Source organism: Streptomyces sp. NPDC007205, from assembly GCF_040634095.1.
In the GTDB taxonomy this organism is placed as follows: Bacteria; Actinomycetota; Actinomycetes; order Streptomycetales; family Streptomycetaceae; genus Streptomyces.
Map to the genome: position 1 here is coordinate 38,277 of NZ_JBEYEW010000038.1, position 19,779 is coordinate 58,055.

General features: G+C 72.0%; 19 protein-coding genes and 3 pseudogenes. 14 read left to right on the top strand and 8 right to left on the bottom strand.

Translation table 11 applies throughout. From position 1 onward, the window contains the following. The first annotated feature begins 28 nt into the window (after positions 1–28). From ABZ624_RS35780 to ABZ624_RS35810, 7 genes are all read left to right on the top strand, one after another. Entirely contained in the window at positions 29–706 is a 678-nt protein-coding gene (locus tag ABZ624_RS35780) for an AIM24 family protein (protein ID WP_360098600.1), read from the top strand. A gap of 155 nt (positions 707–861) precedes the next feature. After that, entirely contained in the window at positions 862–1,902 is a 1,041-nt protein-coding gene (locus ABZ624_RS35785; protein ID WP_360098602.1) for a tetratricopeptide repeat protein, read from the top strand. Beyond that, positions 1,899–2,918, top strand: coding sequence for a polyprenyl synthetase family protein (locus ABZ624_RS35790; RefSeq protein ID WP_360098604.1), 1,020 nt, complete (start codon positions 1,899–1,901; stop codon positions 2,916–2,918). Before ABZ624_RS35785 ends, ABZ624_RS35790 begins: the two co-directional genes overlap by 4 nt. Before the next feature lie 102 nt (positions 2,919–3,020). Next, on the top strand, positions 3,021–3,989 hold the full coding sequence (locus ABZ624_RS35795; protein ID WP_360098606.1) for a threonine/serine dehydratase: 969 nt from the start codon (positions 3,021–3,023) through the stop codon (positions 3,987–3,989). Positions 3,990–4,119: 130 nt separating this feature from the next. Beyond that, positions 4,120–5,688, top strand: coding sequence for a serine/threonine-protein kinase (locus ABZ624_RS35800; protein WP_360098608.1), 1,569 nt, complete (start codon positions 4,120–4,122; stop codon positions 5,686–5,688). 50 nt (positions 5,689–5,738) lie between these two features. After that, the gene (locus ABZ624_RS35805) at positions 5,739–6,710 is read left to right on the top strand and encodes an LLM class F420-dependent oxidoreductase (RefSeq protein WP_360098610.1); all 972 of its coding nucleotides are present in this window, start codon (positions 5,739–5,741) and stop codon (positions 6,708–6,710) included. Positions 6,711–6,910: 200 nt separating this feature from the next. After that, positions 6,911–7,336 (top strand): SsgA family sporulation/cell division regulator, encoded by a 426-nt coding sequence (locus tag ABZ624_RS35810; RefSeq protein ID WP_360098612.1) that lies wholly within the window; start codon positions 6,911–6,913, stop codon positions 7,334–7,336. Between the two features lie 38 nt (positions 7,337–7,374). On the opposite strand, the gene ABZ624_RS35815 is transcribed toward ABZ624_RS35810, so the two are convergent. Together ABZ624_RS35815 and ABZ624_RS35820 are read right to left on the bottom strand one after the other, a co-directional pair. Next, entirely contained in the window at positions 7,375–7,920 is a 546-nt protein-coding gene (locus tag ABZ624_RS35815; protein ID WP_360098614.1) for a DUF6328 family protein, read from the bottom strand. A 52-nt stretch (positions 7,921–7,972) separates the two neighbouring features. Further along, complete coding sequence (locus ABZ624_RS35820) at positions 7,973–8,956, bottom strand: aldo/keto reductase (protein ID WP_360098616.1); 984 nt, start codon at positions 8,954–8,956, stop codon at positions 7,973–7,975. A 152-nt stretch (positions 8,957–9,108) separates the two neighbouring features. Between ABZ624_RS35820 and ABZ624_RS35825 the strand changes: the two are divergent. Beyond that, positions 9,109–9,321 (top strand): annotated as a pseudogene (locus ABZ624_RS35825) (FAD-linked oxidase); the annotation flags it as partial. A gap of 6 nt (positions 9,322–9,327) precedes the next feature. On the opposite strand, the gene ABZ624_RS35830 reads toward ABZ624_RS35825, so the two are convergent. The 3 genes from ABZ624_RS35830 to ABZ624_RS35840 all read right to left on the bottom strand — a co-directional run bounded on the left by ABZ624_RS35830 (position 9,328) and on the right by ABZ624_RS35840 (position 12,340). Further along, positions 9,328–9,930 (bottom strand): TetR family transcriptional regulator, encoded by a 603-nt coding sequence (locus ABZ624_RS35830; RefSeq protein ID WP_360098618.1) that lies wholly within the window; start codon positions 9,928–9,930, stop codon positions 9,328–9,330. Next, entirely contained in the window at positions 9,927–11,411 is a 1,485-nt protein-coding gene (locus tag ABZ624_RS35835) for an MFS transporter (RefSeq protein WP_360098620.1), read from the bottom strand. The genes ABZ624_RS35830 and ABZ624_RS35835 overlap by 4 nt, the downstream gene beginning before the upstream one ends. A 107-nt stretch (positions 11,412–11,518) precedes the next feature. Then, positions 11,519–12,340, bottom strand: a complete 822-nt coding sequence (locus tag ABZ624_RS35840) for a lipase family protein (protein ID WP_360098622.1) — start codon at positions 12,338–12,340, stop codon at positions 11,519–11,521. Positions 12,341–12,676: 336 nt separating this feature from the next. On the opposite strand from ABZ624_RS35840, the gene ABZ624_RS35845 reads away from it, so the two are divergent. After that, positions 12,677–13,057, top strand: a complete 381-nt coding sequence (locus ABZ624_RS35845) for a tyrosinase cofactor (protein WP_360098624.1) — start codon at positions 12,677–12,679, stop codon at positions 13,055–13,057. Between the two features lie 35 nt (positions 13,058–13,092). Further along, positions 13,093–13,911 carry a tyrosinase family protein gene (locus tag ABZ624_RS35850; RefSeq protein WP_360098626.1) on the top strand — a complete coding sequence of 273 codons (819 nt, stop codon included), beginning with the start codon at positions 13,093–13,095 and terminating at the stop codon, positions 13,909–13,911. A 30-nt stretch (positions 13,912–13,941) separates the two neighbouring features. Here ABZ624_RS35850 and ABZ624_RS35855 read toward each other — a convergent pair whose 3' ends face one another. Both ABZ624_RS35855 and ABZ624_RS35860 read right to left on the bottom strand, forming a co-directional pair. After that, positions 13,942–14,637, bottom strand: a complete 696-nt coding sequence (locus tag ABZ624_RS35855; RefSeq protein ID WP_360098628.1) for a ribonuclease H — start codon at positions 14,635–14,637, stop codon at positions 13,942–13,944. A gap of 61 nt (positions 14,638–14,698) precedes the next feature. Beyond that, positions 14,699–15,493: a VOC family protein gene (locus ABZ624_RS35860; RefSeq protein WP_360098630.1), complete on the bottom strand. Its 795-nt coding sequence runs from the start codon at positions 15,491–15,493 to the stop codon at positions 14,699–14,701. Between the two features lie 418 nt (positions 15,494–15,911). Between ABZ624_RS35860 and ABZ624_RS35865 the strand changes: the two genes are divergently transcribed. From ABZ624_RS35865 to ABZ624_RS35880, 4 genes and pseudogenes are all read left to right on the top strand, one after another. Then, positions 15,912–17,354, top strand: a complete 1,443-nt coding sequence (locus ABZ624_RS35865) for a family 2B encapsulin nanocompartment shell protein (protein ID WP_360098632.1) — start codon at positions 15,912–15,914, stop codon at positions 17,352–17,354. Next, positions 17,351–18,421, top strand: coding sequence for a family 2 encapsulin nanocompartment cargo protein terpene cyclase (locus ABZ624_RS35870; RefSeq protein WP_360098634.1), 1,071 nt, complete (start codon positions 17,351–17,353; stop codon positions 18,419–18,421). Before ABZ624_RS35865 ends, ABZ624_RS35870 begins: the two co-directional genes overlap by 4 nt. 53 nt (positions 18,422–18,474) lie before the next feature. Continuing rightward, positions 18,475–19,353 (top strand): geranyl diphosphate 2-C-methyltransferase, encoded by an 879-nt coding sequence (locus ABZ624_RS35875; RefSeq protein WP_360098636.1) that lies wholly within the window; start codon positions 18,475–18,477, stop codon positions 19,351–19,353. A 54-nt stretch (positions 19,354–19,407) separates the two neighbouring features. After that, positions 19,408–19,659 (top strand): annotated as a pseudogene (locus ABZ624_RS35880) (phosphotransferase); the annotation flags it as partial. On the opposite strand, the pseudogene ABZ624_RS35885 reads toward ABZ624_RS35880, so the two are convergent. Beyond that, positions 19,654–19,779: pseudogene (locus ABZ624_RS35885) on the bottom strand (IS481 family transposase); the annotation flags it as partial. The pseudogenes ABZ624_RS35880 and ABZ624_RS35885 sit on opposite strands and share 6 nt — an antisense overlap.

The window sequence follows — 19,779 nt, forward strand, 5'->3', positions numbered from 1 at the left end:
CGGCACCCTCCGGGACACCATGCCCCGCATGAAGGGTGATCTCTTTTCCAGTCAGCACGTGGTGCAGCCGGCCGTGGAGCCGGGCATGTCCGTCGAGAACGCCAAATGCATCAAGTACGCGGTGCACGGCGAGATGTACGCCCGCCAGGGCGCGATGGTCGCCTATCGCGGGGACCTGAAGTTCGAGCGCAAGGGGCAGGGCGTCGGCGGCATGCTGAAGCGCGCGGTCACCGGCGAGGGGCTGCCCCTCATGGCGGTGCGCGGGCAGGGCGAGGCCTGGTTCGCGCACGAGGCACAGAACTGTTTCATCGTCGAGGTCGAGGCCGGCGACCAGTTCACGGTCAACGGCCGTAACGTGCTGTGTTTCGACGCCTCGCTGGCGTACGAGATCAGGACGGTCAAGGGGTCGGGCATCGCCGGCGGCGGTCTGTTCAACAGCGTGTTCAGCGGGCAGGGCCGGCTCGGCCTGGTCTGCGAGGGCAATCCGCTGGTGATCCCGGTCTCCGCGCAGTCCCCGGTGTACGTCGACACGGACGCGGTGGTCGGCTGGACCGCGCATCTGCAGACCTCGCTGCACCGCTCCCAGTCCATCGGCTCCATGCTGCGCGGCGGTTCCGGCGAGTCCGTGCAGCTGATGCTCCAGGGCGAGGGCTTCGTCGTGGTCCGCCCGAGCGAGCTGACCCCGCAGAAGAACCAGCAACACTGAACCTTCACAGGGTGACCCGTGTCGCACGGGCAACCCCCTGCGCGGTGCCTGCGTCTTGATCGACAACAGACCGACACGCCCCGGTCCCTTGACCGGGGCTCAATTCCGACACGCTATACACGCGATGTATACGCTGCGTGTATAGAAAGGTACGCATGTACGGCAAGGCTTTCGCCCCGGAGTACCAGGGCGCACTGACCACCCTGTCCGTGAACTCCTCGCTGGTCGATGTGCTGGCTGAGGGCACCGAGAAGCTGCGCGAGGCCGAGCGGTCCGGGCGCCCGGCCGAGGCGGCCCGCTGCGGGCTCGCCGTCGCCGAGGCGCACCGGCGGCTCGGTCACGTGGCGGACGCGGACCGGGCCTGGAAGGCCAGCTACCGCGCCGCCCGGGAGGCCGGCGACACCGCCGCGATGGCGTGGGCGCTGTGGAGCGGCGGCACCCTCGCCCGGCAGCGCGGGGCCTTCCCGCTGGCCTGGCGGCTGCTCGGACTCGCGGCCGAACTCGGCGAGCGGGGCGGTGACATCGTCTGCCGGGGGTACTCGCTGGCCGGCCTCGCGGAGACCGGCCGTATCCAGGGCGACTACGACGCGGTCGGCCGGCTGCACGAGCAGCTGCTGGCGGAGGCCCGCAGGCGCGGTGAGGCCCGGCACACGGTGTGGGCGCTGGAGGGCATCGCGCAGATGCACCGCAACACCGGCGACTACGACCGGGCGTACGCGCTGTTCGAGGAGGCGGCGGAGATAGCCGAGCGCGCGGAGGACCGGCGTGGGCACGCCTGGGCACTGCGCGGACTCGCCGACATCCTCTCGGTCCGCGACAAGGACACCGAACGGGCACTGGAGCTGCTGTCGCGCGCGGAGGCCGGCTGCCGGGCGATGAACCTGTCCAGCGCGCTCGCCTACAACCACAAGATGCGCGGCAACGTCCTGTACCGGGCGGAACGTTACGCCGAGGCGCGTGACCTGTACCAGCTGGCGCTGGAGGAGTTCCGGGCGATGAGCGAGCCGCGCGGTGCGGCGCTGGCCCGGCTGGGGCTGGCCAAGTCACTGGCGCAGCTGGGCCGCGACCGCGCCGAGACGGCTGCCGAACTCGCCGATCTGGCGAGGACGTTGGAGCGCAGCGGACTGAAGCACGCCCGGGAGATGGTGGCCCGGGCCCAGGAGGAGTTCGGCCTCGCCGCGCAGGTCGCCCGGTGACCGCCGTACAGGCTGCGCCCGCCGCTGCCGAAGTCCTCGCCCGCTGCCGGGGGCGGGTGCAGCCGGCGCTGCGGGAGGCGGTGGGGCGGCTGCATCCCTGGGTGGCCGAGATGGCCGGGTACTCCTTCGGCTGGTGCGAGGTCGGCGGGGCGCCCGCCGCCGCGCCGGGCGGCAAGGGCGTGCGGCAGGCGCTGGCGGTGCTCGGCGCCGAGGCGGCGGGCGCCGACGGACGGGCCGGCGTCCCGGCCGCGGTCGCGGTGGAGCTGGTGCACGCCTTCTCGCTGCTGCACGACGACATCATGGACGGTGACGCGACCCGGCGCCGCCGCCCCGCCGTATGGAAGGCGTACGGCACCGGGCCCGCGGTGCTCGCCGGGGACGCCCTGTTCGCACTGGCGGTGGAGACCATCGCCGCCGTGCCGCAGGGCGCCGGCGCCGTGCGGCTGCTCTCCGGGGCGCTCGCCGACCTGGTACGCGGACAGGCCGACGACCTGCTGTTCGCCGCCCGGCCCTGCACCGGCCCGGAGCGGGTGACGCCCGCGGAGTACCGGGCCATGGCGGAGGGCAAGACCGGTGCGCTGCTGGGCTGCGCCGCCGCGCTGGGCGCGGCGCTCGGCGGGGCCCCGGAGGCCACGGTGACCGCACTGGACCGGGCCGGACGGCACTTCGGAGTCGCCTTCCAGCTGGTCGACGACGTGCTCGGCATCTGGGGCGACCCGGCCGTCACGGGCAAGCCGGTGGGCGGCGATCTGCGCGAACGCAAGAAGACGTATCCGGTGCTGGCCGCGCTCGGCTCCCCGGCGGCCCAGGGGCTCCCCGAGCTGCTCGACGCCCCGGGGCGGGCCGAGGAGGCCGCCGCGCTGATCGAGGCGGCGGGCGGCCGTACGGCGGCGCTGGCCGGGGCCCGTGCGCACACGGACGCGGCCCGGGCGCTGCTGACGGGCGTGCCGCTGGCGGCCGAGGCCGCCGGTGAGCTGTTCCTGCTGCTGGACTTCCTGGCGGACCGCGAGCTGTGACGCCCGGTGATCACCTGCTGAAACCGTGTTGACCTCGACGCTCGCCGCGGGTCAGGGTGCGAGGGGCGCGGCCCCACCCCCGCGCCGGAAGGGTGAAGCACCTTGATCGGCATCACCGAGATCGAGGCCGCGGCGGAGCGGATCGCCGGGCAGGTCGTGCGGACGCCGACCGTACCGAGCCCGGGCCTGACCGCGCTGCTCGGCGTCCCGGTCACCGCCAAGCTCGAACTGCTGCAGCGCACCGGTTCGTTCAAGGTACGCGGGGCGACGGCGAAGCTGCTGTCACTGAGCCAGGCCGAGCGGGCGGCGGGTGTGGTCGCGGTCAGCGGCGGCAACCACGGAGTCGCCCTCGCGGTGATGGCCGCGGCCCTCGACGTGAAGGCGACCGTGGTGATGCCACGTACCGCACCCGCGCGCTCCGTCGGGATCGTGCGGGAGGCGGGGGCCTCGGTGCGGCTGACGGACGGCATGGACAGCGCCTTCGAACTGGTGACGCGACTGCGGGACGAGGGGCTGACCCTGGTCCACCCGTTCGACGACCCGGTGGTGATCGCCGCACAGGGCACGGTCGGGCTGGAGCTGGCCGAGGACGTCCGGGACGCCGGCGAACCGACGGACGTCGTCGTCAGCATCGGCGGCGGCGGCCTGATCGCCGGGGTCGCGGCCGCGCTCGCCGCCCGACGCCCCGGGGTGCGGGTCTGGGGCGTGGAGACCGAGGGCGCGGAGGCCATGTCCGCGGCGCTGAAGGCGGGCGGGCCGGTGCCGGTGCCCCTGTCGTCCCTGGTCACCACGCTCAGTGCGCCCGCCGTGTCACAGCTGACGTACGACCATGTGTCCGCGCTCGTCCACGAGGTGCTGGTGGTCTCCGACCGGGACGCCGTACAGGGCTCGCTGGACCTCGCCGATCACGCCAAGGTGTGGGCGGAGCCGGCGGCGGGCTGTCTGCTGCCGGCGGCCCGCGAGGTGGCGGCACGGGTCGGCGCCGGCGCCCGGATCGGACTCGTGGTGTGCGGCGGCAATACGACACCGCGCGAACTCACCGGCTGGGCCGAGCGGTTCGGGCTGCTGTGAGAAGTGAACCCGTCGGTCTTCCGAAGAGTTGAACGAAAGACAGGAACGTACCCTGTCACGGATTCTTTGAACGCATCCCCGCGCGTCACGCGTACCTCTGTGAGACACACAACAGGGGTTCCAGCAAGGGATGACCATGGCCAAGGCGCACGTCTCCGCACACGAGTTGGTCGCCGGACGCTACCGGCTCCTGGAGGCCTTCGCCCGGGAGACGAACCGCCTGTGGTGGTACGCCGAGGACGTGGCGGCGGAGCAGCCCCGGCTGGTGGCCCAGACCGCCCTGCCGGAGGCGTCCGCCGACACCGGTGTGCGCCGGGTCACGGCCCGCGTCATCCGCACCTGCGAGACCATGCGGCTGCTGTGCCCCGGCCAGGTCGCCTCCGTCGTCGACGCCGTGGTGGAGGGCGGCACCCTGTGGACGGTCACCGAGTGGATCGACGGCACGCCGCTCAGCGAACTCCTGGACCGCGAGGGCGCGTTCCACACGGTGCGGGCGGCCCGGATCGGCCTGGAGCTGCTCGATGTGCTCCAGGCCGCGCACGACGAGGGCATCACCCACGGCGAGCTCAGCCCAGGCCAGGTCTTCGTACGGGACGGCGGCCCCGTCGTCGTCACCGGGTTCGGGCTGGCGGGCGCGACCCTGGTACCGCGGCTGACGGCACCGTCGTACGCCTCGCCGGAGCAGGCCCGCGACGAGCGCATCGGGCCGGCCGCCGACCTGTGGGCGCTGGGCGCGCTCCTGTACACGATGGTGGAGGGCCGGCCGCCGTTCCGGGACCGCGGCCGGCCCGACGCCACCCTGCAGGCCGTGGACCGGCTGCCGCTGCGCACCCCCCTGCGCGCGGGCCCGCTCACCCAGGCCGTGCAGGGGCTGCTGCGGAAGAACTCGCGGGAGCGGCTGACCCGGCCGGTGGTCCGCGAGGCCCTGGTCCGGACCCTCAACGGGGACGCCGACGCCGACCGGCGGCCGGCCCCCGTGCCCCGGCTGCGGGGCGCGTACGCGGGTGTGCGCCTCGCCGGGCGGGAGCACGGCAGACGGGCCCTGGCGGCCGGTACCGCGCTGGCCGCGCTCACCGTCACCGCCGCCGTCCTGGCCGCGGCGCACCAGCTCCCGGGCACCGGCACGGCGCAGGCACCGGAGCGCCCCTCCGCCGCGGCCACCCCCGCCGGCCGGCACACCGGCGGAGCCACCGCGACGCCCTCCGCGAGCCCCACCCCGAGCACCCCGCCCGCCTTCCCAGCCGGTTACCACCCCTACACCGCCCCGGAGGGCTTCTCGGTGGCCCTGCCCGACGGCTGGACGCGGCTGACCACCGCGCGCGCCACCGGTGCCTACCGCGTCATCTTCGGCCGGGACGGCGCCTCGACCACGCTGGCCGTCACCCACAGCGAGCACGTGGGTCCCGACCCGGTCGCCGTCTGGCGGGACGACGTCGAACCGGATCTGCAGCGGCTGCCCGGCTACCACCGCGTCGGCAACGTCCGGGCCGCCACCTACCAGGGCCACCGGGCCGCCGACCTGGAGTGGCTGGCCGGTACGGGGGACGCCCGGGTGCACACCTTCGGGCGCGGCTTCCTGACGGGCGGCGGCGACGGATTCTCGCTGCGCTTCACCACCCCGGCCGCGACCTGGGACGACACCGCCAACCGGCTGGCGCTGAAGACGTTCCTGCAGACGTTCCGTACGCCGGGGGGCTGACCGGCGCCCGTGGTCCGTTTTCGAGCCGCCGGCCCGGGGACTCACCTCTTATGGTGCAAATCGGATACACGATGATGACCGAGCAGGCAGGTCCCCGGGACCTGGTGGACCACGTGGTGCGGGCCGAGGAGACCGGGTTCGACTTCTCGGTGATCTCCGACCACTACTTTCCGTGGCTGCGCTCGCAGGGCCACTCCTCGTACGCGTGGAGCGTGCTGGGCGCCGCCGCCCAGGCCACCTCACGGATTCCGCTGATGACCTACGTGACCTGCCCGATCCTGCGCTACCACCCGGCGATCGTGGCGCAGAAGGCGGCCACGGTGCAACTGCTGTCCGAGGGCAGGTTCCGGCTCGGGCTGGGCGCGGGCGAGAACCTGAACGAGCATGTGGTGGGCGGCGGCTGGCCCCCGGTGGACGTGCGGCACGAGATGCTCGAAGAGGCCGTGGGGATCATCCGCGCGCTCTTCGAGGGCGGTCACGTCACCCACCACGGCCCGCACTACGACGTGGAGTCGGCCCGGCTGTGGGATCTTCCGGACCAGCCGCCGCCGATCGGCATCGCCGTCTCCGGCGAGCAGTCCTGCAAGCTCGCCGGGCACCTCGCCGACCTGGTCATCGCGACCGAACCGAAGCCGGGGCTGCTGGAGGCCTTCGACCGGCACGGCGGCAGCGGCAAGCCCCGGGTCGGGCAGCTGCCGGTGTGCTACGACCCCGACCGGGGCACGGCGGTCAAGCGCGCACACTCCCAGTTCCGCTGGTTCGGGCTCGGCTGGAAGGTGAACGCCGAACTGCCGCACCCCGACTCCTTCGAGGCCGCGACCCAGTTCGTGACCGAGGACGACATCGCCTCCTCGATCCCGTGCGGCGACGACCCGGACGCCTTCGTCGAGGCCGTACGCCCCTACGCCGAAGCCGGGTTCGGGGAGGTCGCGCTCGTGCAGATCGGCGGCGACACGCAGCCGGAGTTCCTGGACTGGTCGGCGAAGACCCTGCTGCCCGCGCTGCGGGAGGCCTTCGGCTGACGTCCGGTCACCCGTGCGGACACACATGGTGGCCCACAGCGTGCGCGCGGGCGGACAGGCCGCGGGCGAGACGTTCTACGGCAGCCTGCGCAAGGCGACCAGGGCGGCGGGGATCCGGGGAATCAGTCGCATGGGTGAGCATCCCGGGCGGCACCGGGGTACTAGAGGTCTCTACGCCGATTGTTGCCGGAGGCCCTCGCATGACCGCGTTCGTGCACAAGACCCTGGTGGTGCAGCTGCGCACGGAAGGCACCGGCCGGTGTCCCGTGCTGGCCCATCTCAGTTACGACGCCGACGACCCGTTCGCCGTCACCGCCGTCTTCGGCCACGACGGCCGGGTACTGGCCTGCTGGCGGCTGGACCGGGAGATGCTCGTCGACGGTCTGGTCCGGCCGGTCGGCGCCGGGGACGTGCGGCTGCGGCCGGCCGCGACCGGTGCGTGGCACGAGCTGCGCATGGAGTTCCTCGGGGACGTCCGGCCGGACGGGAGCCGGCACCGCGCGGTGGTGTTCGCCTGGGCGCCCGCGGTCGCCGCGTTCCTGCGGGAGACCCGTCGGGTCGTCCCGCCGGGCCGGGAACGCGTCCCGGTCGACGAGCTGGTGGCCGAGATCCTCTCCGCGGGCTGAGTGGCCGTACGCATGCCGGCGGCGAAGGGGCTCCGGTCCTACGTCCGTTCCTGGCCGGGCGTGCCGCCGCCCGGCCGGCCGCGCGCGGTTCCCTCGGAGGAGCGGATCGTGTGCCGGCGCCGGGCCCACAGCGGCAGGCCGTACCAGCAGACCAGGTACCAGGCGACGACGGCCGCCACCAGGTACGGCACATAGCCGCTGCGGGTGGCCACCCGCAGGATCAGCAGCAGGGAGGACGCCATCGTCACCAGGAGCATGACCAGGCCGACGAACGTCATCCGTGACGCCAGCCGTACCGCCTGCGGCTTCACGCGGCGGCCGGACACCAGGCGGTGCAGGGACACCGGTCCGATGAGGGCGCCGGTGGCACACGCGCCGAGGACGACGGTCATGATGTAGATGACCTGGTCGGCGTGGGGCAGCGTGGCGTACTTCTGCTGGAAGACGACGGTCAGCAGGAAGCCGAACAGGATCTGCACGCCCGTCTGGGCGACCCGGACCTCCTGGATGAGCTCGACCCACATCCGGTCGGCCCGCTCCTCCTCGGTCTCGTTCCGCCCCCTGCGCCGTCCTTCCTGCGTCATGCGGTGCGTGTAACCGCCCGGCCGTGCGTTCAAACGGTGGGTGCGGCGACGGCTACCAGCGGTGCTCGACCTGGTCCTTGATCCGCCGCTCGTACAGCTCGCGGATCGCGGTGAACGTCTCCTCGGGCAGCGGGGGCAGCTTGGCGGCGGCGGCGTTCGCGCGGGCCTGCTCCGGGTTGCGGGCGCCGGGGATCACCGTGGTCACACCGTCCTGCTCGATGATCCAGCGCAGGGCCAGCTGGGCCGGGGTGTACCCCTCGGGGGCGAGCGCGGCGAACTCGGCGGCGGCCTCGACCCCGGTGTCGTAGTCGACGCCGGAGAAGGTCTCGCCCTGGTCGAACTGCTCGCCGTGCCGGTTGAAGGTGCGGTGGTCGTTGGCCGCGAACACCGTGTCCTTGGTGTACTTGCCGGACAGCAGGCCGGAGGCGAGCGGCACCCGCGCGATGATGCCGACGCCGGCCTCGCGGGCCGCGGGCAGCACCTCGTACAGGGGCTTCATGCGGAAGGGGTTGAGGATGATCTGCACGCTCGCCACGTGCGGCCGGGCGATCGCGGTGAGCGCCTCGGCGCAGGTCTCCACGCTCACCCCGTAGGCCGCGATGCGCTCCTCCTCGACCAGGGTGTCCAGGGCGTCGAACACCGCGTCGGAGGAGTAGACGGGCGTCGGCGGGCAGTGCAGCTGGACCAGGTCGACGCGGTCGACGCCGAGGTTGCGGCGCGAGCGGTCGTTCCAGGCGCGGAAGTTGTCCAGGACGTAGTTCCCGGGGATCTGCTCGACCCGGCGGCCCATCTTGGTCGCCACCAGCACATGCAGGTCGGGCCGGCCCCGCAGGAAGGAGGCGATGGTCTCCTCGCTGCGTCCGTCGCCGTACACGTCGGCCGTGTCGAAGAAGGTGACGCCGTCCTCGGCCGCCGCCTCCAGGACGGACAGGGCCTGCTTGTCGTCCACGTCGCCCCAGTCGGCGCCCAGCTGCCATGTGCCGAGACCGACCACCGATGCCCACTGACCCGACCTGCGGATTGCGCGTTCGTCCATGGCGTCCAGTCTGTCATCCGGCGCGGAAGCAGGCGGAACGGCCTCTCCGGGCGGCCGGGCCGTGCCTCTGTCACCCACCCGGGTGACATGGGCCGGCGGAACGCCGGGAGCCGTACAGCGGCGCCTAGCGTGGCCGTGTGATCGATCGTTCGATGGACAACTTTCCTTTTCCGGGCGGTGGTTCGGGCCCGCTCAGCCGGCGCGGTCTGCTGCGCACCGCCGCCGCGCTGGCCGCCGTACCGGCGGTGATCGCGGCCGACCCGGCGGTGGCCGCTGCCGAACTCCCCGGGTTTCCGGCGCGGGTGGCGCTGTACCGCTCGGCGTACCGCAACTGGGTGGGCGAGATCACCGCCGACGGGCTGTGGACCTAGTCAGCCGCCCGGGGCCAACCCGGGGGTCAACTGGGCCTGGACGAGCGGTCCGTAGCGGTCGGCGATGGCCTCGACGTCGGTCTCGCGCAGGTGCGGGCCGCGTGCGATGCCGTACATCACGCCGAGGCCGACGAGCGCGGCGACGGCGAGTTCGGCACGCAGGCCCGCATCGGGTCCGGTGAGCTGGGCGGCGAGGCGTTCGGTCACCTGAGTGCGGAAGTTGGTGCGCAGGATGTCGCCGTGATCGCCGTGCAGCGGGGCGAAGGCGATGCGCAGCAGCGGGTCGGCGCCGCGCTCGCGCTGGCTGGCCAGCACATGCCGGGCCATGTGCCGGCCGAGGCCGGCGAGCGGCGCGTCCAGCAGGGCGTCCGCGTCGGCGTCGAAGGACATCACGCGGGCGAACAGGGCGTCCTTGTTGCCGAAGTACTTCACGATCAGCGGCGGGCTGACACCGGCCCGTTCGGCGACGGCCCTGAGCGTGATGTCGCCGTGCGCGTGCCGGGCCAGCAGGTGGCGGGCCGCTGTGAGGATGGCCGCCTTGGTGGCCTCGGCGTCACGGCGGGCTGAGAAGCCCGGTGCGGGTGGAGTGCTCACGCCCCTCATGCTCCCTCCATGGCCTCGTCGCGGGCACCGCGCTCGGCGCCCTCGGCGCGGCGGGTGCGGCCGGAGGGGCCGTCGCCGGGGATGGACAGGGCTGCGGCGCAGGCCGCGAGGGCGACGGCGCCCGCCATCGCGAACGCGAGCAGATAGCCGTGCAGGGTGGGGATCGGTACGCCGCCGGCCGGGCTGCTGTGGTGCACGAGGACGGCCGCGACGGCCGCGCTGGAGGTGGCCTGGCCGATGGTGCGCATGAGGACGTTGACGCCGTTGGCGGAGGCGGTCTGCGCGGCCGGGACGGCCCGCAGGATGAGGGTCGGCAGCGCGGAGTAGGCGAGTGTGGTCCCGGTCGCCACGACGGTGGCGCCGACGATGATCATCCACAGGTCGCGGCTGTCGGCGATGCGTACCGCGTAGCCGCAGGCGATGACGGCGGCGCCCAGCGCCAAGGTGATCCGGGGGCCGCGCGCGGCGGAGATACGGGCCGACAGCGGCGACAGGAGCAGCATGGTCACGCCGCCGGGCAGCAGGCACAGACCGGTGGCGACGATCGACAGGCCGAGGCCGTAGCCGGTGGCCTTCGGCGCCTGCACCAGCTGGGCGGTGACCAGGGAGTTGGCGTAGAAGGCGAACCCGGTCAGCAGGGCGGCCACGTGCGACAGCCCCACCCGTGGCCGGCTGACCAGCCGCAGGTCGACCAGCGGCCGTTCGGCGCGCAGCTGCTGCCGGCACCACAGGGCGAGGACGACGGCGGCCCCGAGGAACAGCCCGAGGACCCGGGCGCTCCGCCAGCCCCAGGTGCCACCCTGGGAGACGCCCAGCAGCAGGCAGACCAGGCCGACGGCGAGACCCAGTGCGCCCACCACGTCGAACCGGCCCGGTTCGCGCACGGGCGACTCCCCGACCGCCCACCAGGTCGCCGCGACGCCGAGCGCGCCCAGCGCGGTGGTGAGCCAGAACAGGGTGTGCCAGTCGGCGTACTGGACGACGACTGCGGCGAGCGGCAGGCCGAGCGCGGCGCCGATACCGACCGTGGAACTCATCAGCGCCACCGCAGAGCCCCGCCGTTCCGGCGGGAGTTCGTCACGCAGGATGCTGATCGACAGGGGTACGACGGAGGCGGCGGCGCCCTGGAGCGCGCGGGCGGCGATGAGCACGCCGATGTCGGAGGACAGGGCGCACAGCACCGAGCCGACGGTCATCAGAGCGAGGGCGCAGGTCAGTACCCGGCGCTTGCCGTACATGTCGCCGGCCCGGCCGAGCACCGGGGTGAGAACGGCGCCGGAGAGCAGGGTCGCGGTGACCGTCCAGGAGACCGCCGCGGCCGAGGCGCCGGTGAGCCGGGGCAGGTCCGGCAGCAGGGGGACGACGACGGTCTGCATGACCGCCATGAGGATGCCGCCCGACGCGAGCACCGGGATGGTGAGCCGGCTGCGCAGCGGTGTCGGTCCGGCCGGGGGCCGCGATATCGGTACGGGCTGGTCCATCGGGGCTCCTGCGGGCGGCGTGCACGGGGGTGAATAGCAATTCACCCTAGCCGGTGAATGGCAATTCACCCAAGGCCAGGAGCCGATGCGCGCCGGAACCGGAGCTCTCAGTCGAGGTTCTTCTCCAGTGCCGTCAGATAGTTGTGCATGAAGTGGTCACGGATGCCGTCGGAGGCGGGTGCGAAGGCGTCGGCGGTCAGTCCCGCCGCCCGGTCGGCGAACGCCGACAGCATCGGCATGCTCTCGTGCAGCCGGCCGTGGGAGTCGATGTAGCGCAGCGCGCGGACATGGGTGAAGGCGGGCTCGGGCGGCAGTTGGGGAACGATGTCGTTGTTGTTGACGAAGCGGTACATACGGCCGCCGAATCCCTTGTGGAACGCCTCGGCGAGCAGTCGGTCGCAGGTGCGCGGCTGGCCGTAGGTGTACACGCCGTCCGCGGCCAGGTGCGGGTCCTCCAGGTACATCCGGGCACCGGCCAGCATGGCGAGGGCGCCGCCCAGGCTGTGCCCGGTGAAGTACACGCTCTGGCCGTCCGTGCGCAGTTCGGCGAGGGTCGCGTGGACAGCCGGGTAGACCGATTCCAGGGCCTCGGCGAATCCGTGGTGGACGTATCCGTTGCCGCCGGGTCCGGGACGCGGCGGGGTGGTGGCGTCGGTGAGCCAGTCCTTGATCTGGACGGGTTCGGTGCCGCGGAAGGCGGTGACGATCATCCGGTCGCTGGCCAGGGTGTAGGCCTGGGTGTCCTGCAACGGGAAGGGAGGGGTGAAGCGGGTCTCGTGGTGCCGCACGTGGTCGAAGCCCCACTGTGCCGCCCGGTCCTCGATCTCGGGGCGGTCCTTGTAGGCCAGATCGGCCGCGCGGGCCAGCCAGTAGGCGCGTTGCGGGCTGTAGCCGGACGAGGTCTGGTCGAACGAGACGGGCACGGCCATGGACGGGGCTCCCAGTCACTTGGTGCAGTGGATGATGCACGGAGAGTAACAGGACGATCAGGTTGTCCGATCGCGCCAGTCTGGCGCGGTGAGCCGGGCCACTCGGACGGACGGCGGGCGGCAAGGATCAGCGGAAACGCGGTCCGTACGGCAAGGAATTGCCCGTTCCGGAGCGGATGGGCACCCTGGCACGACAAGATCGTCTTTGTTCAACCCTGTACGACATGTGGCTAATTGTCCGGATCGCAGCCAACCGGTTCCGAGCGATTTCTTCCCGTCACCGAGCCCCCGATAGGCATGCGTCGTCACACCGGAACACCCTCCAGGAGGACCCGCATGCCCGACCTCACCCGGCGCCGCGCGCTCACCGCGACGGCCGCCCTCGCCGCGACGGCCACCGTCACCGCCCTCGCGGCACCCACGGCCGCGGCCGCGGGCCACGACCACACCATGCCGATGCCGGACACCTTCAGCGAGGTCTACAAGGGCCGCCGGATACAGGGCCGCCCGATGAGCGAAGGCGGCCACCACCACGAACACGGCGGCGGCTACGAGGTGTTGATCGACGGTGTGCAGCTGCACCTGATGCGCAACGCCGACAGCAGCTGGATCAGCGTCGTCAGCCACTACGACCCGGTGCCCACCCCGCATGCCGCCGCCCGCGCCGCGGTGGACGAGTTGCAGGGCGCCCCGCTGCTGCCCTTCTCCGCCAACTGACCGCCCCCGCAAGGACTTCCGGAGCACCGCGCATCATGACCGTACGCAAGAACCAGGCCACCCTGACCGCCGACGAGAAGCGCCGGTTCACAGGCGCCGTCCTCGAACTCAAGCGCAACGGGCGCTACGACGAGTTCGTCCGCACGCACAACGCGTTCATCATGTCGGACACCGACACCGGCGAGCGCACCGGCCACCGCTCGCCGTCCTTCCTGCCCTGGCACCGCAGATTCCTGCTCGACTTCGAAGGGGCACTGCAGTCGGTGGACTCCTCGGTCGCGCTGCCCTACTGGGACTGGAGCACCGACCGCACGGTGCGTGCCGCGCTCTGGGGGCCGGACTTCCTCGGCGGCACCGGGCGCAGCAGCGACGGCCGGGTGATGGACGGTCCGTTCGCCGACGCGGGGAACTGGCCGATGAACATACGCGTCGACGGCCGTACCTTCCTGCGCCGCTCGCTCGGCACCGGGGTGCGCGAGCTGCCGACGCGCGCGGAGGTGGAATCGGTGCTGTCCATACCGACGTACGACATGGCGCCGTACAACAGCGCCTCGGACGGGTTCCGCAACCATCTGGAGGGGTGGCGCGGGGTCAATCTGCACAACCGGGTCCACGTCTGGGTCGGCGGCCAGATGGGCACCGGGGTCTCACCCAACGACCCGGTGTTCTGGCTGCACCACGCCTTCGTCGACAAGCTGTGGGCGGAGTGGCAGCGACGGCATCCGGGCGCGGCGTACGTGCCGGCCGGCGGCACGCCGGACGTCGTGGACCTGAACGAGACGATGAAGCCGTGGAACGACGTGCGCCCGGCGGATCTGCTGGACCACACGAAGTTCTACACCTTCGACAGCTGAAGACGGCTGGAGAAGGCCGGGGACGGCCGGTCAGGCCTCGGCGGTCCGGCACTCCGGGTGGCCCCAGCCCTGCGCGTTCTTGGCGATGGACTCGCCGGCCGCGTAGGAGCGGCCGCACAGGCAGCGGCCGGGGAACTTCGCCTTGATCGTGCGGGAGGACGCTCCGCCGCCGGTGCGGTGGGGCGCCTTCTTGCGCGGGGCTGCCGCTTTCGGGGTGTCGGGCGACGGCGGCGGCTCGGGGGAGCCGAGCGCGCTGCCGGCCGCCTCCTGGACGGTGGCGGCCTGGCTGGCGGCACGGTCGGCGAAGTCGTTCAGCGGGTCGCCGTCGACCTGGTGGGCCGGGACATAGCGGAAGTCGACCGTGCGGCCGTCGAGGAGCGCGTCGATACGGACGACCAGATCCTGGTTGGCGACGGGCTTGCCGGCCGCGGTCTTCCAGCCGTTGCGCTTCCAGCCGGGCAGCCAGGTGGTGACCGCCTTCATCGCGTACTGGGAGTCCATGCGGATCTCCAGCGGCACGTCCGGCGCGACGGCCGCGAGCAGCCGCTCCAGGGCGGTGAGTTCGGCGACGTTGTTGGTGGCCCGGCCGAGCGGGCCGGCCTCCCAGCGGGCGGGGGTCCGCTCGTCGCCGTCCGAGACCACCCATGCCCATCCGGCCGGTCCGGGGTTTCCCTTCGAAGCCCCGTCGCACGCGGCCACCACACGTTCACGCATGTGCCCGATCATGCCATGGTCACGCAGGTGGGTTGGAGCGTCGTGCCGTGGGCGGCCTGACCGGGGCGGCCGGTCAGACGTCCGTGACGGTGGGCATCTCCCCTTCCGTGGTCGCGATGTCGATCACGGAGAAGTTCGCGCCCTGCGGATCGCTGAGGGCCGCGAACCGGCCGAAAGGGCTGCTCATCGGCCCGAAGCGGAGGACACCGCCGAGCTTGGTGGCGCGCGCCACGGCCTCGTCGCAGTCGTCGACGGTGAAGTACACATTGATGTACGACGGCACCTCGGGCGGGAAGTCGTCGGTCATCCGCATCCGGCCGAGGACCGTGTTCTCGCCCACGTCGAACATGCGGAAGTCGACGGCCTGGTCCTCGATCTGCTTCATGCGGTACGGGAAGACGGCCGAGAGGAAGGTGTCGGCCTTCTCGGGTTCACGGGTGAAGACCTCGGCCCAGCAGTAGGCGCCCGGGACCGCGGTCGCCTCGAAACCTTCGTGGGTGCCGCCCTGCCAGACGCCGAACACCGCTCCGCTGGGCTCCCTGGCCAGGCACATCGTGCCGAAGTCGCCGATCTGCATCGGCTCCATCAGCACCTCGCCGCCGTTCTCGCGGATCTTCTCCGCGGTGGCGGCGGCGTCCGGCGAGGCGAAGTACAGGCACCACTGCGACTGACCCTCCTGGCCGGGCATGGGCGGGACGACGGCGGCCACCGCCTTGCCGTCCGCGTAGGCCTGCGTGTAGTTGCCGTACTCCGACGACGACTCGCCGAAGGTCCAGCCGAGGACGTCGGCGTAGAACCGCTTGGCCCCCTCGACGTCGCTGAACATCGCATCGGCCCAACAGGGCGTTCCCTCGGGTTGCACGGCCATGCTCGCGGCCCTCCTGGTCTGTGTCCCGTACGGCTGGTCCCCCGCCACAGCCGGTGTGTTCCCGAAGCTCACGCTAGCCATCCGGCCCCCGGGCCGCGCGGCGAACGAACGGAATCGCCGGGCCGCCGCAACCTGCCCGTGCCGCTCGTCACGGAGGGTGACCCCTCCCTGTACCGGACCTGTACCGGACCGATGGGACGGCGCACACCGGGGCGTGGAAGCGGAAGCCCGGCGTGCACTCGTCCACGCGCCGCCTTGTTGCCGCCATTGGCGGGTTTGCACCACCAGGAGATGAAAGAGCCCCTTTTCGCGCCTTTCCCGGCGATCATGCGGCCTGTTTGGCTGTCCGTGCACACCATCACCTGGCACACCACGGATCGATCCCGTCACCCCTGTTCATCTCCCTGCTGGAGGGAATGTGACCACACCGGACAGCGTCACCGGTCCCGCCGTCGACGAACCCGCTCCCGATCCCGGGGCCGACGGGCAGCTCACCAGCCTGAGCACCCGGGCGGCCCGCCAGCTCACCACGACCACCAAGTCCGAACCGCAGATGCAGGCCATCACCTCCCGATGGCTGCTGAAGACGCTGCCGTGGGTGGACGTCAAGGGGGGCACCTACCGGGTCAACCGCCGCCTGACGCTGCGCACGGGGCGCGGCCGGGTGCACTTCGAGCAGAACGGCGCCGACGACATCCGGGTCATCCCGGAGACCCTGACCGAGCTGCCGATCCTGCGCGGCTACGAGGACACCGACGTGCTGCGGGAGATCGCCGGCCGCTTCCAGCCCCGCGAGGTGCGCGCCGGGCAGGTGCTGTTCGAGGCCGGCCAGCCGGTGACGGAGGCCTATCTGGTCGTGCACGGCCGGTTCAGCCGCTACACCGCCGGCAAGTACGGCGACGAGGAGATCATCGGGGTCGTCACCGACGGCGACCAGATGGGCGACGAGGCGGTCGGCCAGTCCGACCCGCTGTGGCTGGCCTCGGTGCGGGCCGAGACCGCGGGCGTGGTGCTCGCGCTGCCCTGGGCCGTCGCCCAGGAGTTCACCGAGCGGGCGCCGTCCCTCGCCGCGCATCTGCAGGCGTATGCCGAGCGGCAGAACCGGCCCATGAACCGCAAGGGCGAGGCCGAGGTGCCGGTGCAGGCCGGCCATGTCGGCGAGCCCACGCTGCCCGGCGGCTTCGTGGACTACGAACTCGCCCCGCGCGAGTACGAGTTGTCCCTCACCCAGACCGTACTGCGGGTGCACACCCGGGTCGCCGATCTCTACAACCACCCCATGGACCAGACCGCGCAGCAGCTTCGGCTGACCGTCGAGGAGATCCGCGAGCGCCAGGAGTGGGAGCTGGTCAACAACCGGGAGTTCGGACTGCTGCACAACGTCGACTACGGCCAGCGGATCAGCACCTTCACCGGCCCGCCGGTGCCGGACGACCTGGACGAGCTGCTGTCGATGCGGCGCAAGACCAAGGTGTTCCTCGCCCATCCCAAGGCGATCGCGGCGTTCTTCCGGCAGTGCAACCGGCGCGGCCTGGTGCCCGGCACCGCGAACGTCGACGGTCACGAGGTACCGGCGTGGCGCGGGGTGCCGATCTTCCCGTGCAGCAAGATCCCGATCAGCGACGACCACACCACGAGCATCATCGCGCTGCGCACCGGCGAGGCCGACCAGGGCGTGATCGGCCTGTACCCGACCGGCATCCCGGAGGAGTACCAGCCGGGCCTGAACGTCCGGTTCATGGGTATCGACACGGCCGCGATCGTCAACTACCTCGTGACCGCCTACTACTCCCTGGCGATCCTCGTGCCCGACGCGGCCGGGATCCTGGAGAACGTCCAGATCGGCCGGTTCCCCGAATGACCTCCGAGCACCCCGTGAACACGCCCGCCCCCTCCTACACGCTGCCCGGGCCGCCCAACATCGCCCAGAGCCTGTGCAGGCCCCGCCGCACCGGGGCGATCCCCGGACTGCACTACCAGCCGGCCGCCCCCGCCGACCCGGAGAAGGCGGCCGAGATCGACCGCCGGCTGGAGGCCTGGGCCCGGGAGCTGGACCTGTTTCCCACGGCCTGGAAGGGAGACTTCTCCGGCTTCCAGTTCGGCCGGGCCGTCGTGCTCCAGCACCCCGGCGGTCTCGACCTGGACCGTCTCACCGCTGCCGGGAAGCTGCTGCTGGCCGAGAACATCGTCGACTCCTGCTACTGCGAGGAGGACGAGGGCAGGGGCGGATCGCGGCGCGGTCTGGGCGGCCCCCTGATCATCGCCCAGTCGGCGCTCGACCCCTACCACGGCGTTGCGGAGCTGGAGGCGGAGTGGCGCCAGGGCATCCAGGCCGACGGCCCGCTGCGCTCGTACCACTTCGCCCTCGCGGACTACGCGACCTTCGCCACACCCAGCCAGACCGACCGGTTCGTGCACGACATCGCCCGGCTGCACCTGGGCTACCTGGGCGAGGCCGCCTGGATGGAGACGAAGTACGTGCCGCGGGTCTGGGAGTACCTGGTGATGCGGCAGTTCAACAACTTCCGCCCGTGTCTGTCACTCGTCGACGCCGTGGACGGCTACGAGCTGCCCGAGCAGGTCTACGCCCGCCCCGAGATCCAGCGGATCACCGCCCTGGCCTCCAACGCCACCACGATCGTCAACGACCTGTACTCCTTCACCAAGGAACTGGCCAGCGACCCCACGCACCTGAACCTGCCGCAGGTCGTCGCCGCCAACGAGCGGCGCGGTCTGAAGGCCGCCTATCTGAAGTCCGTCGAGATCCACAACCGGATCATGGAGGCCTTCGAGGAGGAGGCGGCCCTGCTGTCCGCCACCTCGCCGCTGGTGGAGCGCTATGCCCAGGGGCTTGCCGCCTGGGTGTCCGGCAACCACGAGTGGCACGCCACCAACACCCACCGCTACCACCTGCCCGACTACTGGTAACCGCGTAACCGCCACTCCCGGAACACCGTCACATGCGCTCAGAGGAGTCCTCGTTGACCACTGTCCCCGCCGCCCGGACCACGCCCGCTCCGGTCCCGACCCAGTCCGTCTACCAGAGCCGGGTCGCGGACTACTGGAACGCCGAGGCGAACCCGGTCAACCTCGAACTCGGCAAGATCGACGACCTGTACCACCACCACTACGGCATCGGAGAGGCCGACCGTTCGGTGCTCGACGACCCCGATCCGGACCGGCGCCGGGCACGCGTCACCGCGGAACTGCACCGTCTGGAACACGCCCAGGCCGAACTGCTCGCCGCCCACCTCGGGCCGCTGGCCCCCGCCGACCGGGTCTTCGACGCCGGCTGCGGCCGGGGCGGCGGCAGCGTCGTGGCGCACCTGCGCTACGGCTGCCACGCCGACGGCGTCACGATCTCCGCCAAGCAGGCCGAGTTCGCGAACGAGCAGGCCCGCGCGCGGGGCATCGACGACAAGGTGCGCTACCACCACCGCAACATGCTCGACACCGGCTTCCCGTCGGGCGCGTACGCGGCGTCGTGGAACAACGAGTCCACCATGTACGTGGAGCTGGACCTGCTGTTCGCCGAGCACGCCCGGCTGCTGCGCCGCGGCGGGCGCTATGTGGTGATCACCGGCTGCTACAACGACACCTACGGACAGGCCTCGCGCGAGGTGTCCCTGATCAACGCCCACTACATCTGCGACATCCACCCACGCTCGGAGTACTTCAGGGCGATGGCCCGCAACCGCCTGGTGCCGGTGCACGTCGAGGATCTGACCGAGGCCACGATCCCCTACTGGGAACTGCGCAAGCAGGCCGGCCATCTGGTCACGGGCATCGAGGACACGTTCCTCGACGCCTACCGCAACGGCAGCTTCCAGTACCTGCTGATCGCGGCCGACCGGGTCTGAACCCGGGGAAACCGCGTGGACAGCGAAGGCTTCGAGGCGCTGTCATGGGCCCCGATGACTGCCCATGACAGCCCGACTCCGCCGAAGCTGCACGCGGACGAGGTCGACCTCGACGCCCCGCTGGTCCAACGCCTGATCGCCCGCCGGTTCCCGCACTGGGCCGCGCTGCCCGTACGGCGGCTCGCGTCCTCCGGGACCGAGAACGCCATGTTCCGCCTCGGCAGCGACCTGCTGGTACGGCTGCCCCGGCGGCCCGGCGCCGTACCGGACCTGACGCACGAGCAGCGCTGGCTGCCCCGGCTAGGTGTATTGACCTGAAGCGTTGTTCACGCGGCTGATCGGTGGGTGGCCGCCGAGTGCGGTGTGGCAGCGGTGGTGGTTGTAGGTGTGCAGGAAGTCTGCCAGGGCGGCGGTTCGTTCGTCGTT